This is a genomic window from Actinomycetospora sp. NBRC 106375, assembly GCF_030269665.1.
In the GTDB taxonomy this organism is placed as follows: Bacteria; Actinomycetota; Actinomycetes; order Mycobacteriales; family Pseudonocardiaceae; genus Actinomycetospora.
In genome coordinates this window covers 1-14,423 of the sequence record NZ_BSTS01000011.1, presented here as the reverse complement: position 1 = coordinate 14,423, position 14,423 = coordinate 1, and the positions used below count along the sequence as shown (strand labels likewise).

Below are 14,423 nucleotides of genomic sequence, written 5' to 3'. Positions count from 1 at the left end.
TTCCTCGTGACTACGAGGCCGAGTCGTCCTCCGCGATGTGTTTCAGCGCCGTGACTCGGGAGGTTCGAGCAATGCGGCTTTCCTGGCGCGTGACGCCAGAATCGCCACATCCTCGGCTCCGCGACACGCCGGGACAGAGGGGGCACGCTTCCCTCGACCACGGAACGCCCCCAGAACGACGGGGCTGCTCCGAACAGAAGAGCGGACGGCGCACCAAGGCCCGCGTGCGTCCCCAGTCCGCGAAACCGTCCACAGGCGCGGCCGCCGCGCTTCGCACGGCCGGGCACGGCGGGTGACCCTTCCCGCGTGCGACCTGGTGAGTGGACGGTCAGTCCCGGTGTGCTGCGGGAGGCGAGCACCGAAGGTGTGATCGCTGTCCGCACCCTCGTCGAACTGGGCGTCGACGAGACGACGGCTTACCGACGCTGTCGTCAGGACGGTCCGTGGCAACGCCTCCTGCCGGGGACCGTGCTGCTGCACAACGGCACGCCGACCCGACGCGAGCGTGAGATCGCCGCTCTCGTGTACTGCGGCCCCGACGCGATGCTGACCGGAGTGGCGGCGGCACGCCACCACGGCCTCCGACGCCTCCCGGACGACGAGACCGTTCACGTGCTCGTCCCGGCGCACCGCCAGGTGCGCAGCGTCGGGTTCGTCGTGGTGGAGCGCACCACCCGGCCACCCCGCCCGGTGGAGCGCGACGGGCTCGCGGTGGCGCCGTTGGTGCGCGCTGTCCTCGACGAAGCGCGGCGCCGGCGCGATCCGACCAGTATCTCCGCCCTCGTGGCCGAGCCCGTGCAGCGGCGGATGCTCCAGATCGAGCAGCTGGAAGAGGAGCTCGAGGCCGGGTGCCGACGAGGGACAGCGGCGCCGCGAGCGGTCCTGCGCGCCGTTCGTGCCGGTGTGCACTCGGCCGCCGAGTTCGACGCCCGGGAATGGTGGCTGTCCCGGGCCCTCCCGCCGGCGCAGTTCAACGTCCGGCTCGTCGATCGGAACGGCCGCCTCCTCGGCGTCGTCGATGCCTACGTCGAAGAGACCGGGTTCGCCTGGGAGATCGATTCGGTGGACGCGCACTTCGCGACGGCGGACCAGGTCGAGTCGACCGCTCGACGTCGCCGCGCCCTGCGCGACGCCGGCGTGACCATCGTTGGCTCTCGTCCCACGCAGGTGCGCGACGATCCCGACGGCGTCGAGAAGGACATCGACGACGGACTCACGGTCGCCGCCCTCTTGCCTCCCCCGGAGATCCGGGTCGTGGAACGGGACGACTGGCAGCGGGGGGCGTGAGCCCGCTTCGCTCACCGGCGTGTCGTGCCGGCGAGAATGTGGCGATCCTGGTGTCAGACGCCAGGAAAGCCGCATTGCTCGAACAGCGCAGCTGTTCGAATCGCCGGCGCGGGTCAGACGCCCGGAAAGACGGTCAGCGGTCGATGGGGGTGGAGCCGTCGCCCGTCTCGATGCCGCCGTGGGGATAGGTCGTGGTGCCGTTGCTCGTCGACGAGCCCGTGGAGACGGCGACGTCGTTGACGACGTTCGACAGGAACACCGTGATCGAGGACCCGGCGTCGGCGAGCGTGGACGCGCCGCTGCGTGTCGTCGACGCCGCCTGCTGCGGGTTGGAGATGATCGCGTACAGCACCAGCAATATCACGATCGTGCCGATCACGCGGGCCATGCGGACAGCATCGCCCCATCGTGACGCGGGGTAAACATCGGGGTGGCACTCAGTCGCCGAAAAGTCGATGAAGCTCGACGTCGGTGAAGCCGATCGGGGGAGGAACGGCCTGCGCACGGTCTACGTCGGGTGGTCCCACGGGTCGCTGGGGTTCGGCGACCCGGCGCGGGATCGGACGTGGACGGCGCGCGGTCCGTGCGAAGAGGCGGTCGCCGACGATCGTGCCGAGGTACGTGTCGTCGGGGTCGAGGACGTCGTCGCGCGGCTCGGGCGACGCCTCGTGGGACCACGGGAACCACCCGATCCAGCGGTCGCGGGTGCTCCACACGTACGGCAGGCCCGGCCGGTACCACGCGATCCAGCGCCCGTCGGACGCGTAGAGGTGCACGGCCATGCCGGGGTCAGCGCGGGGCGTCCGCGGCAGCCCGGGGCTCACGGGCGCACTCCCGCGGGGGCGGCGGCCCGGTACCGCTCGACGACGACCCCGACGACCGCCGGGTGCTCGCCCAGCGGGGCGGCGACGACCCCGGCGCCGGCGTCGCCGAGCCAGCGGAAGAACGCGCCGGGCGCGAGCAGCCAGGTCGCGAGCACGACCCGCGGCCCGCGCGGGAACGCCGACGCGACGACGTCCGCCACCCGGGGCTCGCCGCCGGCGATGTAGCCGACGGGCACCTCGTGGCCCACCCGCGCGGTCAGCAGCGCGGCGGCGGTGCGCAGGTCGTCCTGCGCCACGGCGTCGGTGGAGCCGGCGGCGGCGAGCACGACGGTGTCGCCGGGCTGCCCGCCGGCCTCGGCGAGCCGGTCGAGCACCGCGCCCACCAGCGCCGGGTCGGGTCCGAGGGGATCGGCCACGACGACGTCGTCGCGCCCGATCGCGGCGAGCTGCTCCGGGACGTCGACGCGCACGTGGAACCCGGACGCCAGGAACGCGGGCACCACGACGACGGGGCCGGCGATCTCCGCGAGCACCGACGCCATCGACGGGCTCGCGACCCCGGCGTAGGCCAGGCGCACCGCGACCTCGGGCAGCGCCTGCTGCACGGACACCGCGAGCCGGTCCCAGGTCGCGCGCCCGGCGGGGTCCTCGGTGCCGTGGGCGAGCAGGAGCAGAGCAGGTGAGGTCACGAACCGAGCGCCTCCGAGACAGCCCCCGACGACCCCGACGACCCCGACGACCCCGACGACCCCGATGACCCCGAAGCACCACCGGCCACCGCCGCCGCGTGCTCCTCCAGCCGCTTCACCATCGCCCCGAGCCGGAAGCGCTCCGGTGCGATGCCGACGACGCCGAGACGTTCCAGCGGCGCCGCGGTCACGGGCCCCACGCAGGTCGCGAGCACCTCGCCCGACGCCAGCGCCGACAGCACCTCGTCCCGCATCCCCTGCGCCGTCGCACGGTGTACGAGGCCCTCGACCGCCGGCGCGCTGGTGAACGTCACCGTGTCGACCTCGCGCGCGACGATCGCGTCGAGCAGCGCGTCGACCGCCGCGAGATCGGGCGGCGGCTCCCACCGGTACACCGCCACGGTGACGACGTCGGCGCCGGCGGCGCGCAGCGCGGCGAGGAAATCGGTCATCGGGTCGCCGTGCAGCTGGACCGCGACGCGGACGCCGTCGACGCCCCGGGCGAGCAGATGGGACAGCACCTCGGGCGACGACTCGGTCTCGTCGGCCGACCACGCCTCACGCAGCCCGGCGCCCCGGATCGCCCCACGCGCCTTCGGTCCGCGAGCCAGCACCGTCGCCGACCCGAGCACCTCGTGCAGCTCGGACGCGAGCCCCCACGACGACGCGACCTCCAGCCACCCCCGGAACCCCTGCCCGGTGGTGGCCACGACGACCGCCGGCGGCGCGGCGACGAGCGCCCGCGTGGTCTCCGCGAGCTCCGCGTCGTCCTCGAGCGGCACGATCCGCATCGTCGGGCCGTGCACCACCTCCGCGCCCTTGCGACGCAGGAGGTCGAGCTGGTCGTCGGCGCGTCGGTCGGCCGTCACGCCGACCCGCCACCCCTCGAGCGGGCGGCCCGTCACGCGTGACCGACCTGGACGACGCCTTCCACCACCCGGACAGGATAGGTCGCCACCGCGACGTCGGCGTCCTCGAGACAGCGACCGTCCGCCAGCGCGAAGTGCTGCTTGAAGATCGGCGACGCGATCACCGGCGTGCCGCCGACGTCGCCCACGATGCCGCGGGAGAGCACCGACGCGCCCGAGAACGGGTCGAGATTGTGCAGCGCGAAGATCCGGTCGTCGTGGGTGCGGACGACGGCGACGGGCTCCCCCGCCACCAGCGCCGCGACCGCCCGCTCGGGCTGGACGCGTTCGAGCGGACACACCTCGGTCCACCCGGACGGCGTCGTCACCGGACCCGTCGCCACGGCCACCGGGGCCGGCGACGGGTCCTTCGCCTCGGCGCCGGCCGTGGTGCCGGTCGGGTGCTCCCGCAGACGGAGCGCAGCGGAGCTCGACCATCGACTCGGCTCGGTCACACGCCCACCTCCTCCGGGGATCGGGACGCGGAGTCGTGCACCGGGAGACGCGGGCCGGCGATCACCCGGGGCCCGAACCCCAGCTCCGGCACCTCCGTCGGCTGGCCGTCCCGCATCCCGGCGGGCACGCGGTGCCCGCGGTGGTCGACGAACTCGACGCTGGGGTCCGGTGTGCCCGGCGCGTTGACGAACGAGGTGAACCGCGCGAGCTTCTCCGGGTCGTCGAGGACCGCCGCCCACTCGTCGGCGTACGACGACACGTGCCGCGCCATCTGCTCGTCGAGCGACGGGCAGATGCCCAGCGAGTCCTCCATGATCACCTCGCGCAGGTGGTCGAGGCCGCCCTCCAGCCCCTCGATCCACGGCGCCGTGCGCTGCAGCCGGTCGGCGGTGCGCACGTAGAACATGAGGAACCGATCGATCGTGCGCACGAGCGTCGTGGTGTCGAGGTCGGATGCGATCAGCTCGGCGTGCCGCGGGGTGAAGCCGCCGTTGCCGCCGACGTAGAGGTTCCAGCCGTGCTCGGTGGCGATCACCCCGAAGTCCTTCGACCGCGCCTCGGCACACTCGCGGGCGCACCCGCTGACCCCGGACTTCAGCTTGTGCGGGGACCGCAGCCCTCGGTAGCGCAGCTCGAGCGCGACGGCGAGCGACACCGAGTCCTGCACGCCGTAGCGGCACCAGTCCGTGCCGACGCACGACTTCACGGTGCGCAGCGCCTTGCCGTACGCGTGCCCGGACTCGAACCCGGCGTCGACGAGCCGCCGCCAGATCGCGGGCAGCTGCTCGACGCGGGCGCCGAACATGTCGATCCGCTGGCCACCGGTGATCTTCGTGTAGAGCCCGAAGTCGCGGGCGATCTCCCCGATGACGATGAGGCCCTCGCCGCTGACCTCCCCGCCGGGCAGCCGCGGCACGATCGAGTACGTGCCGTTGCGCTGCATGTTCGCGAGGAAGTGGTCGTTGGTGTCCTGCAGGACGGCCTGCTCGCCGTCGAGGACGTGCCCACCGGCGAGTGTCGCGAGCATCGACGCGACCGCGGGCTTGCAGACGTCGCACCCACGCCCGGTGCCGTACTCCCCGACGATCTGCGAGAACGTCGTGAGCCCCGTCGCCATGACGATCTCGTAGAGCTCCGCGCGGCTCTGGGTGAAGTGCTCGCACAGGGCCGTCGAGACCTCGACCCCGCACGACGCGAGCACCTTGCCCAGCGTCGGGACGCACGAGCCGCACGTCGTCCCGGCCCGCGTGCAGGCCTTCAGCTCGGGCACCGTCGACGCCTCGCCCGAGGCGATCGCCTCGACGAGCGCGCCCTTGGTCACCGCGTTGCACGAGCAGATCTGCGCGCCGTCGGGCAGCGCGTCGATCCCGACGCCCACGGCGCCCTCGCCCGCCGGCGCGATGAGCGCCATCGGGTCGCCGGGCAGCGCCTCGCCGAGGAACCCGCGCAGCGTCTCGTAGTTCGACGCGTCGCCGACGAGGACGCCGCCGAGCAGCGTCCGGCCGTCGTCCGTCACCACGAGCTTGGAGTACGTCCCGGCGACGGGGTCGTCGAGACGTACCTCCAGCGCCCCGCCGGCGGTCGCGTGCGCGTCACCGAACGAGGCCACGTCGACCCCGAGCAGCTTGAGCTTGGTCGACATGTCGGCCTCGGTGAACCGGGACCCGCCGCCCGTGAGCCGGTCGGCGACGACCTCGGCCATCGCGTACCCCGGAGCGACCAGCCCGTAGGTCTTCCCGTCGACAGCCGCGACCTCGCCGATCGCCCACACGTGCTCGTCCTGCGTGCGGCACCGGCCGTCGACCAGCACGCCCCCGCGCTCGGCCACCGGCAGCCCGATGTCGCGCGCGAGCGCGTCGGCTGGGCGGATGCCCGCGGAGAACACGACGACCGACGCGTCGAGCTCGGTGCCGTCGGAGAGGAAGACGGTGAGACCGCCCCGGTGGTCGCGCCGGATCTCCGAGGTCGATACGCCGGTGTGCACCCGCAGTCCGAGGTCGCCGACGAGCCGGCGCAGCAGCGCCCCGCCGCCCTCGTCCACCTGCACCGGCATCAGCCGCGGCGCCATCTCGACGACGTGCGGGACGAGCCCGAGGGTGCGCAGCGCGTCGGCGGCCTCCAGCCCGAGCAGCCCGCCGCCCACGACGACGCCGGCATGCCGCCCGGCCCCCGCGCGGGCGGTCGCGGCCTCGGTGGCGGAGCGCAGCGCGTCGAGGTCGTCGAGCGTGCGGTAGACGAAGACGTCGTCGAGCTCACGCCCGGGAACCGGCGGCACGAACGGCACCGAGCCCGTGGCGAGCACCAGCTCGTCGTAGGGCACGCGGCGCCCGCCCGCGGTCGTCACCACCCGGGCGGAGCGGTCGACGTCGACGGCGCGGTCGTCGAGGTGCAGGTCGACGAGGTCGTCGGCGAGGAAGTCCTCGTCGGCGAGCGCCAGCTCCTCCTCGGAGGCCTTGCCCAGGTACGAGGAGAGCGCGACGCGGTCGTACGCGGGCCGGGACTCCTCGGCCAGCAGCACGACCCGGTACGCCCCGTCGGTGTCACGGCGGCGCAGGCTCTCGACGAAGCGGTGCCCGACCATCCCGTGGCCCACGACGACGACGGTGCGGGCTGATCGGTCCGGCTCCGCTGCGCTCCGCGTCCGGGGCTCTGCCGTCACCGTCAGACCTCCGCGTACGAGACCCGCGTGCCGGTCTTCGGGTCGGTCGCGGACTTCGCGTTGCGCAGGTAGACGACGAACGTCACGACCATGCACACGGCGTAGAAGGCCAGGAACGCCCAGAACGCCGGCGCCCCCGACTGCGTCGCCTGGAAGGACGAGCGGAACGCGAGGTTGATCAGCAGGCCGCCGAACGCCCCGATCGCCGCGGTGATCCCGATCGCCGCCCCGGAGATGCGGCGAGCCCAGAGCAGGGCCTCGGCCTGGTCCCAGCCGCGCTCCTCGGTGGCGGCGAGCGCCTTCGTCCGGAAGATCGACGGGATCATCTTGTAGGTCGAGCCGTTGCCGATGCCCGAGGTGATGAACAGCAGCACGAAGCCCGCGGTGAACAGTCCGAGCGAGTCGATGCCCGAGGCCCAGATGCAGATCAGCGTCGCGACGGCCATCGCGGCGAAGTTCCAGAAGGTCACCTTCGTGCCGCCGATGCGGTCGGAGAGCCAGCCGCCGACGGGGCGGATGAGCGAGCCGAGCAGCGGACCGATGAACGTGACCGCGGCGGCCTGCAGCGGCGTGCGCCCGAACTGGTTCTGCAGCACGAGCCCGAAGGCGAAGCTGTAGCCGATGAACGACCCGAACGTCCCGATGTAGAGGAACGACATCACCCACGTCTGGGCGTCGCCGGCGGCCTCCTTGAGCGCGCCGGTGTCGTTGCGCACCGAGGAGATGTTGTCCATGAAGAACGCGGCGCCGGCGATCGAGAGCACGATCAGCGGGATGTAGACCGCCAGCACCAGGCGCGGCGCGCTCGTACCCGCCGTCCCGATGATCAGCAGCGCGACGAGCTGGATGACCGCGACACCGAGGTTGCCGCCGCCCGCGTTGATGCCCAGCGCGGCGCCCTTGCTCTTCTCGGGGAAGAAGGCGTTGATGTTGGTCATCGACGACGCGAAGTTGCCGCCGCCGAGCCCGACCAGCGCCGAGATGACCATGAAGGTGGTGAACGAGGTCCCCGGCTCCATGTAGATCGCCGCGAGGATCGACGGGATCAGCAGCAGGGACGCGCTGATCAGCGTCCAGTTCCGGCCGCCGAACACCGCCACCGCGAGGCTGTAGGGCAGGCGCAGCAGGGAGCCGACGAGCGTCGCCATCGAGACCAGCAGGAACTTGCCCGCGGCGTCGATGTTGTACGCGGGCCCCATGAACAGCACGAGGACCGAGAAGAGGGTCCAGATCGAGAACCCGATGTGCTCGGAGAACACCGAGAACCACAGGTTCTTGTTGGCGATCTTCTTTCCGGTGCTCTGCCAGAACGACTCGTCCTCGGGACGCCAGTCGTCGATCCAGCGACCACGCAGCAGGCTGCCTGTCGGCTGCGCTGCGGTCATGGGTCTCGCCTCCTCGCCGGGGCCTTCGTGGTGGGGAGCGACGGCGAGGAGAGAAAGACCCCGTCCGCGCGCGACGGGGGCCGGTCGGTCGACCCCTCGCCTGTGCGGCGGACGTTAGGAACCGCGTGTTACGTGCTGATGACCGCGTGTTGCAGCGGCGCGAACGGACCGTGCGGGGCTCGTCACCCTGCGGGGTGAGCGACGGTCAGGCGGGCAGCAGGCTGCCGACGAGACGCGCGGCGTGCTCGAGGCCCTGGAGCGACTCGCGGGTGCACGACGGGTGCTGGGCGTGCACCGCGAGCCGGAAGAGCAGGGCGTGCAGCAGGGCCTGCGGCCACGACGCGAGGTGCGACCAGCGCGTGATGATGCCCGGGTCCGCGCCACCCCAGGCCAGCGCGTCGATGACGACGACGGCGGCGGCCCACTCGACGGGGCGCCAGAACGGCACGAGGTCGAGCACGGCCGGCGCGGCGCCGGGGTCGGCCGGATCGAACAGCACGGTGCCGAACAGGTCGCCGTGCACCAGCTGCGACGGCCGCTCCATCGGGCGGCGGCGACGCGCCAGCTCGGCGAACAGCGTGCCGCCGGTCTCCTCGTCGAGGGCGACCTCGCGCTCGCCGAAGGCGGCGCGGTCGGCGCGGGCCAGCAGGTCGTCCCGGTCGTCGACGAGACGCGGGCGCTCGAGCCGGGCGGTCGCCCGGTGCAGCCGCAGCGACGCGGCGATGACGTCGTCGTGACGGGGCTCGACGCGTCCGGCGACGTCGTGGCTCGCGGCCCAGCCGGCCACCACGCGGCGGCCGTCACTGGCACGGACGGGGCGCGCGAGGCGCAGCCCGTCGACGCCGACCCCGGCGAGCTCCTCGACCGCGCCGGCCGACCACGCGGCGAGCACGGTGTCCGCCACGGGCCGGAGGACGAGGCCGTCGCACCACCACGCCGGACCGGGGAGGTCCGGCCGCGGGCGCGGCACCGACTCGCGCACCCCGAACGCCGTCCGCACGTGCTCGGGCGGGCCGTACGCCAACCGCGGATCGGACCCGGCCGCCGACCCGGCCGCACTGCCTCGGTCGACGTCCTCGCCCGGCTGTCCGGCCGAGGACGCCGTGCTGTGCGGAGGCGCGGCGGTCACGCTCCGCACGCTACTCGCGCGCGCGGAGCGACCCCCTCAGCGCGGATCGGCGTGTCTGGGTTTCACCAGACCTTGTAGGGCAGGAACTTGCCGTTGAACGTCAGCTTGACCCGGTCGCCCTTCGGGTCCTCGACGCGCTCGAAGTCGAGCGTGAAGTCGATGGCGCTCATGATGCCGTCGCCGAACTCCTCGCGGATGAGCTCGTGGAGGCTCGTGCCATAGACCTGCAGCGCCTCCTGCAGGCGGTAGGTCACCGGTTCGGTCGGGTCCATCGCGGCGTCGCCGCGCACCGGCGGCAGCGTGAGGGCCTCGACGACGTCCTCGTCGAGGTCGAGCAGGTCGCCGACCGCCGCGGCCTGGTCGGCGTCGAGCGGCTGCTGGCCCAGCAGCGCCGACGTGGTCCACACCAGCGAGCGGTCGAGGGCCTTGGCCAGGTCGCCCCAGCTCACGCCCTTGGCCTCCTTGGCGCGCACGATGTCACGGCCGGCCTCGAGACGGTCGTCCTTGTCGCTCATGTCCGCGGTCTCCTCACGTCGGGCGGTCCGGGACGGCGCTGTCCTCGCGTGCGAGAGCTTGTACCCGGCGCAGCCGCGCGGTCCACCAGTCGCGGGTCGCGGGCTCGGCGGCGTACCGCGCGAGCAGGGACGGGTCGGGCGCGGGCGGGCTCGGCGGTACGGCCAGCACCCCGTCGACGGGGTGGAACGGGGTGGCGACGACGTCGGCGGCGAGCAGGTCGGCGGTCCCGAGCCCGCAGGCGAACGGCAGCTCGGGCAGCGCCCCGGCGAGCGCCAGCCCCGCGGCCAGCCCGACCGAGCTCTCGACGGCCGACGACACCACGCAGGGCAGCCCGATCACCTCGGCCATCCGCAGCGCGGCCCGCACGCCGCCCAGGGGCGCGACCTTGAGCACCGCGACGTCGGCGGCCTCCGCCCGCGCGACGCGCAGCGGATCCTCGGCGCGACGGATCGACTCGTCGGCGGCGACGCGGACGTCGACGCGCCGGCGCACGGCGGCGAGCTCCTCCACGGTCGCGCAGGGCTGCTCGACGTACTCCAGCCCGCCCGCGGCCCGCGCGAGCGCCGTCACCGCGGCGACGGCGCCGTCGACGTCCCACCCGCCGTTGGCGTCCACCCGCACGCGGCCGCCGGGCCCGAGGGCGTCCCGGACGGCCTCCACCCGCGCCAGGTCGTCCCTCATCGTCTGCGCCGCGTCCGGGCCCTTCTCCGCGACCTTGACCTTCGCGGTGCGCGAGCGGGCCTCGGTCACGATCCGGTGGGCGTGCTCCGGGTCGACGGCCGGAACGGTGACGTTGACCTCGACCCGGTCGCGTACCGGCGCCGGCCAGCCCACCTCCGCGGCCTCGCGCGCGCAGCGCCACCACGCGGCCGCCTCGGCGTCGTCGTACTCGACGAACGGGCAGAACTCCCCCCAGCCGGCCGGGCCGCGGACCAGCGCGAGCTCGCGCACCGTGATGCCGCGGAACCGGGTCCGCAGCGGCAGCGCGGCGACCGCCACGTCCGCGGCCGACACGTCCGCGCTCGACACAGCACCGGGGTCGATCATCGGTCCTACCCTAGGACGGATGCGCGCCGTGGAGACCGTCCCGACCGACGGGAGCACGGAGGCCGCGACCCGGCTCGGCCACGCGGCCGCGGACGCCCTCGCGGGGCGCGGCCCGGCAGTGCTGCCCACCGGCCCGGACGACCCGCCCCCGCCCCCGGATCTGCTCGCGCCCGTCGACGACACCGTCGCCGCCGTCGTCACGACCACCGGCTCGACTGGCGCGCCGAAGGCCGTCCTCCTGCCCGCCGCCGCGCTGATCGCCTCCGCGGACGCCACCACCGCCCGCATCGGACCGCCCGGCCGGTGGCTGCTCGCACTGCCCGCCCACCACGTCGCCGGCCTGCAGGTGCTGCTGCGCTCGGCGCGGGCGGGAGTCCCGGCCGCGGTGATGGACCTGCGTGACGGGTTCCGTCCCGACGCCTTCGCCGCGCTCGCGGGGTCGGCGGCCTACACCTCGCTGGTGCCGACCCAGCTCGTGCGCCTGCTCGACGCCGGGGGCAGGGCGCTCGACGCGCTGCGGTCGTTCACCGCGGTGCTGCTCGGCGGCGCCGCGGCGGACCCCGCGCTGCTCGACCGCGCCCGAGCGGCCGGGGTCCCGGTCGTGACGACCTACGGCATGAGCGAGACCTGCGGCGGGTGCGTCTACGACGGCCGGCCGCTCGACGGCGTGACGGTGACGCTCGCGGACGGCTCCTCCGACACCGGCGGCCGCATCCATCTCGGCGGGGCGACGCTCGCGGCGGGCTACCGCGGAGCGGTCTCCCCGGCCGATGCCACCGCCTTCGACGGCGGCGTGTTCCGCACCAACGATCTCGGCGCCTGGACCCCTGACGGCCGCCTCGAGGTCCTCGGGCGCGCCGACGACGTGATCGTCACCGGTGGCGAGAACGTCGCCCCGGCCGCTGTGGAGCGCGCGCTGCTGGCCCAGGTCGGCGTCCGCGAGGCCTGCGTCGTCGGTCTGCCCGACCCCGAGTGGGGCGCCCGCGTCGTCGCCGCGGTGGTGGGCGACGACCTCGACCCGGAGGCGCTGCGCGCGGCCGTCGCCCCGGGGCTCGGCCGCGCCGCGCCGCGGGCGGTCACCGTGCTCGACGCGCTGCCCCTGCGCGGGATCGGCAAGCCGGACCGCGCCGCGGTCCGCGCCCTGCTCGCGGGCGGCTGACGGGCGGACCGCTTCCGCCGCGGCCGGGTCGAGCACCCGCCCCGGATCGGCACGCCGTGCCGACGGCCGGGCTGACGGGGAGACCCTTCCGCCGCGCCCCGGCGGGACCCGACGATGTCGGGGTGACCGGGCTGCGTGTGGCCGTCGTCGGCGGCGGGATCGGGGGCGCCACCGCCGCCCTCGCGCTCCGGCGCCACGGCGTCGACGTGGCGGTGTACGAGCGGCGGGACACCGTGCCGCCCGTCGGCTCCGGCCTCGGGCTCGCCGGCAACGGGTACCGGGTGCTCGCCGATCTCGGCCTCGGGCCCGCGCTCGACGCCACGGGCGCCCCGATCTCCGCGATGCTGCTGCTCGGCCCCGACGGCACGGAGATCGCGCGCTACGACACCGGGCGGCTGCTGGGGATGCGCCGGGCGGACCTGGTGCGCATCGTCCTCGACGGTCTCGGGACGGGCGTCGTGCACCACGGTCGCGAGTGCGTCGCGGTCGACGTCGGCTCCGACACCGGCTCCGACACCGGCACCGACACCGGCACCGACACCGGCGCCGGCACCGGCGCCGGCACCGACACCGGCACCGGCACCACGCGGCCGGTCGTCCGCTTCGCCGACGGGTCGTCGACGGAGGCCGATGTCGTCGTCGTGGCGGACGGCCTGCGCTCCCGGGTCGCGGCCGCCGTCGCCACCCGGCCGCCGCTGCGCCCGTCCGGGATGTCGGCGCTGCGCGGCTTCATCGACGGCCGCGGGCTGCCCGGGCACCTCGCCGCCGACCAGAACGCGTGGCTCGGCGCCGACCGCCACCTGCTCTCCTACCCCGTCGACCAGCACGGGACGGTGAACTTCGCGGCGTTCGTGCCCCGGCCGGCCGGGAGCGCCGACGAGTGGTCGTTCCGCGTCGACCCGGAGGTCGTGCGCGGGGCGTTCGCGGGGTGGGACCCCGACACCGCCGCGATCCTCGCCCAGGCGCGCGAGGTGTACCGCTACGACCTGGCCGACCGGGATCCGTTCGCCCCCTGGGCGCGGGCCGGCGTCGTCCTGCTCGGCGACGCCGCACACCCGATGCTGCCGCACATGGGACAGGGGGCCAACCAGGCCATCGAGGACGGCGCCGTCCTCGCGGCCCTGCTCGACGAGGCCGGCGGTCCGGCCGACGTCGCCGACCGCCTCGCCGCCTACGAGGCCACGCGCCGACCACGGACCGACCGCGTCCAGGGCCAGTCGCGACGCAACGGCGAACGCTTCGCCGGCGCCCGTCACCCCACCTCCGGCGGCGAGAACGACGACCTGTCCTGGGTCTACGGCTACGACGCGCCCGCGGCGGGACGCGACGCGGCGGCGGCGTTCCGTCCGGTGTAGCGGTGTCGCTCCTCCGGCGGCGCGCTCGTCCGGTGTCGCCGTCCCTACTTCGGGGGCAGCGTCCGCACGAACGCGACGCCCTCGTCGACCCAGCCGTCCAGCGCCGCCCCGCCCAGCCGGTCGCGGTCGACGTGGAGCCACCCGGCCATCGGCCGCCCCCGCATGATCATGTTGTCGACGCCCGGCGGGTCGATCAGCGTCTCGGCCCGCGCCGGGTCCACCCGGACCATGAGCCCGCCGCGGCTGCTCGCGCACACGGCCATGTGCCCGCCGAGCAGGAACGCGAGCCCGCCGAACATCCGCTTCTCGGCGACGTCCTGCCGCCCGTCCAGGCGCTCGCGGAGTCGCTCGGCCAGATCCTCGTCGTAGGCCACGGCTCGGAGTATGGCCTGCTCAGGCGCCGAGACGGTGGGCGATCTGGAAGACGTTGCCGAACGGGTCGCGCACCATCGCCCGACGGTCGCCGTAGGGCGTGTCGAGCGGGCTCTCCACCGCGGTCGCGCCCGCGGCGAGCGCTCGGGCGAACGCCGCGTCGGCATCGGGGACCAGGACGTAGAGGAACGCCGGGAACGCCTCGCGCTCGCCGATCCCGCTGATCATGATCACGGAGTCGCCGATCACGACCTCGGTCGGGCGGCCCGCGGCCACCTCGCCCTCGGCGTCGAAGACCTCGCGTAGGAATTCCACCGCACCCGCGGGGTCGCTCACGACCATCCGCGGCGTCACCGACCTCATGCTGTCCGGCACACCGGAGTGTCGGCACGCCGACAGCTCCCGGGCAAGGCCGGGTCGCGGAGGTGCTCCGGAAGCCGAAGTGATCCCCGGTCTATGCCGCGACCCGTGCCCGTCCACCGGGCCGGGGTTGTCGGTCGGGGTCGATCCCAATGCCGCTGACTTAGGGTCCGCCGCGGGAGGCGACTGCAGCGGAATAGTGTCTGGTCGTTTAATAGTCTCTCTGCCTCGCGGCGCGTCGAAAGAATCTTTCGCGAAGATCTGATTCAATATGTTC

The 14,423-nt window shown here is 74.3% G+C and carries 15 protein-coding genes; 3 read left to right on the top strand and 12 right to left on the bottom strand.

Annotated elements, in window-relative coordinates:
• Positions 1-306: 306 nt before the first annotated feature.
• Entirely contained in the window at positions 307-1,287 is a 981-nt protein-coding gene (locus QSK03_RS18860; protein ID WP_285655102.1) for a hypothetical protein, read from the top strand.
• 133 nt (positions 1,288-1,420) lie between these two features.
• Here QSK03_RS18860 and QSK03_RS18855 read toward each other — a convergent pair whose 3' ends face one another.
• The 10 genes from QSK03_RS18855 to QSK03_RS18810 all read right to left on the bottom strand — a co-directional run bounded on the left by QSK03_RS18855 (position 1,421) and on the right by QSK03_RS18810 (position 10,900).
• Positions 1,421-1,675 carry a hypothetical protein gene (locus tag QSK03_RS18855; RefSeq protein ID WP_285655099.1) on the bottom strand — a complete coding sequence of 85 codons (255 nt, stop codon included), beginning with the start codon at positions 1,673-1,675 and terminating at the stop codon, positions 1,421-1,423.
• A gap of 49 nt (positions 1,676-1,724) precedes the next feature.
• The gene (locus tag QSK03_RS18850) at positions 1,725-2,111 is read right to left on the bottom strand and encodes a hypothetical protein (protein WP_285655097.1); all 387 of its coding nucleotides are present in this window, start codon (positions 2,109-2,111) and stop codon (positions 1,725-1,727) included.
• Complete coding sequence (locus tag QSK03_RS18845; RefSeq protein WP_285655094.1) at positions 2,108-2,800, bottom strand: sirohydrochlorin chelatase; 693 nt, start codon at positions 2,798-2,800, stop codon at positions 2,108-2,110. Before QSK03_RS18845 ends, QSK03_RS18850 begins: the two co-directional genes overlap by 4 nt.
• On the bottom strand, positions 2,797-3,705 hold the full coding sequence (locus QSK03_RS18840) for a uroporphyrinogen-III synthase (RefSeq protein ID WP_285655093.1): 909 nt from the start codon (positions 3,703-3,705) through the stop codon (positions 2,797-2,799). Before QSK03_RS18840 ends, QSK03_RS18845 begins: the two co-directional genes overlap by 4 nt.
• Positions 3,702-4,163: a nitrite reductase small subunit NirD gene (gene nirD / locus QSK03_RS18835; RefSeq protein ID WP_352232016.1), complete on the bottom strand. Its 462-nt coding sequence runs from the start codon at positions 4,161-4,163 to the stop codon at positions 3,702-3,704. The genes QSK03_RS18840 and nirD overlap by 4 nt, the downstream gene beginning before the upstream one ends.
• Positions 4,160-6,757, bottom strand: a complete 2,598-nt coding sequence (nirB, locus tag QSK03_RS18830; protein WP_285655091.1) for a nitrite reductase large subunit NirB — start codon at positions 6,755-6,757, stop codon at positions 4,160-4,162. Before nirB ends, nirD begins: the two co-directional genes overlap by 4 nt.
• A 68-nt stretch (positions 6,758-6,825) precedes the next feature.
• A complete protein-coding gene (locus QSK03_RS18825) occupies positions 6,826-8,208 on the bottom strand; it encodes a nitrate/nitrite transporter (protein WP_285655089.1) in 1,383 nt (460 codons plus the stop codon).
• A gap of 205 nt (positions 8,209-8,413) precedes the next feature.
• On the bottom strand, positions 8,414-9,208 hold the full coding sequence (locus QSK03_RS18820) for a TIGR02569 family protein (RefSeq protein ID WP_502872195.1): 795 nt from the start codon (positions 9,206-9,208) through the stop codon (positions 8,414-8,416).
• Between the two features lie 191 nt (positions 9,209-9,399).
• On the bottom strand, positions 9,400-9,852 hold the full coding sequence (gene cynS, locus QSK03_RS18815; RefSeq protein ID WP_285655085.1) for a cyanase: 453 nt from the start codon (positions 9,850-9,852) through the stop codon (positions 9,400-9,402).
• Between the two features lie 13 nt (positions 9,853-9,865).
• Positions 9,866-10,900: an o-succinylbenzoate synthase gene (locus QSK03_RS18810; RefSeq protein WP_285655082.1), complete on the bottom strand. Its 1,035-nt coding sequence runs from the start codon at positions 10,898-10,900 to the stop codon at positions 9,866-9,868.
• Positions 10,901-10,919: 19 nt separating this feature from the next.
• Between QSK03_RS18810 and menE the strand changes: the two genes are divergently transcribed.
• Both menE and QSK03_RS18800 read left to right on the top strand, forming a co-directional pair.
• Positions 10,920-12,059: an o-succinylbenzoate--CoA ligase gene (gene menE / locus QSK03_RS18805; protein WP_285655080.1), complete on the top strand. Its 1,140-nt coding sequence runs from the start codon at positions 10,920-10,922 to the stop codon at positions 12,057-12,059.
• Positions 12,060-12,181: 122 nt separating this feature from the next.
• Positions 12,182-13,414, top strand: a complete 1,233-nt coding sequence (locus QSK03_RS18800; protein WP_285655077.1) for an FAD-dependent oxidoreductase — start codon at positions 12,182-12,184, stop codon at positions 13,412-13,414.
• A 44-nt stretch (positions 13,415-13,458) separates the two neighbouring features.
• Here QSK03_RS18800 and QSK03_RS18795 read toward each other — a convergent pair whose 3' ends face one another.
• Together QSK03_RS18795 and QSK03_RS18790 are read right to left on the bottom strand one after the other, a co-directional pair.
• Positions 13,459-13,788, bottom strand: a complete 330-nt coding sequence (locus QSK03_RS18795) for a TfoX/Sxy family protein (RefSeq protein ID WP_285655074.1) — start codon at positions 13,786-13,788, stop codon at positions 13,459-13,461.
• Between the two features lie 19 nt (positions 13,789-13,807).
• Positions 13,808-14,149 (bottom strand): VOC family protein, encoded by a 342-nt coding sequence (locus QSK03_RS18790; RefSeq protein ID WP_285655071.1) that lies wholly within the window; start codon positions 14,147-14,149, stop codon positions 13,808-13,810.
• Between the last annotated feature and the right edge of the window lie 274 nt (positions 14,150-14,423).

Excerpts from the sequence above, each read along its gene's own strand:
- QSK03_RS18855 (WP_285655099.1), bottom strand. The coding sequence starts at position 1,675 with ATGGCCCGCGTGATCGGCACGATCGTGATATTGCTGGTGCTGTACGCG.
- QSK03_RS18825 (WP_285655089.1), bottom strand. The coding sequence starts at position 8,208 with ATGACCGCAGCGCAGCCGACAGGCAGCCTGCTGCGTGGTCGCTGGATC.
- cynS (WP_285655085.1), bottom strand. The coding sequence starts at position 9,852 with ATGAGCGACAAGGACGACCGTCTCGAGGCCGGCCGTGACATCGTGCGC.
- QSK03_RS18810 (WP_285655082.1), bottom strand. The coding sequence starts at position 10,900 with ATGATCGACCCCGGTGCTGTGTCGAGCGCGGACGTGTCGGCCGCGGAC.
- menE (WP_285655080.1), top strand. The coding sequence starts at position 10,920 with ATGCGCGCCGTGGAGACCGTCCCGACCGACGGGAGCACGGAGGCCGCG.
- QSK03_RS18790 (WP_285655071.1), bottom strand. The coding sequence starts at position 14,149 with ATGAGGTCGGTGACGCCGCGGATGGTCGTGAGCGACCCCGCGGGTGCG.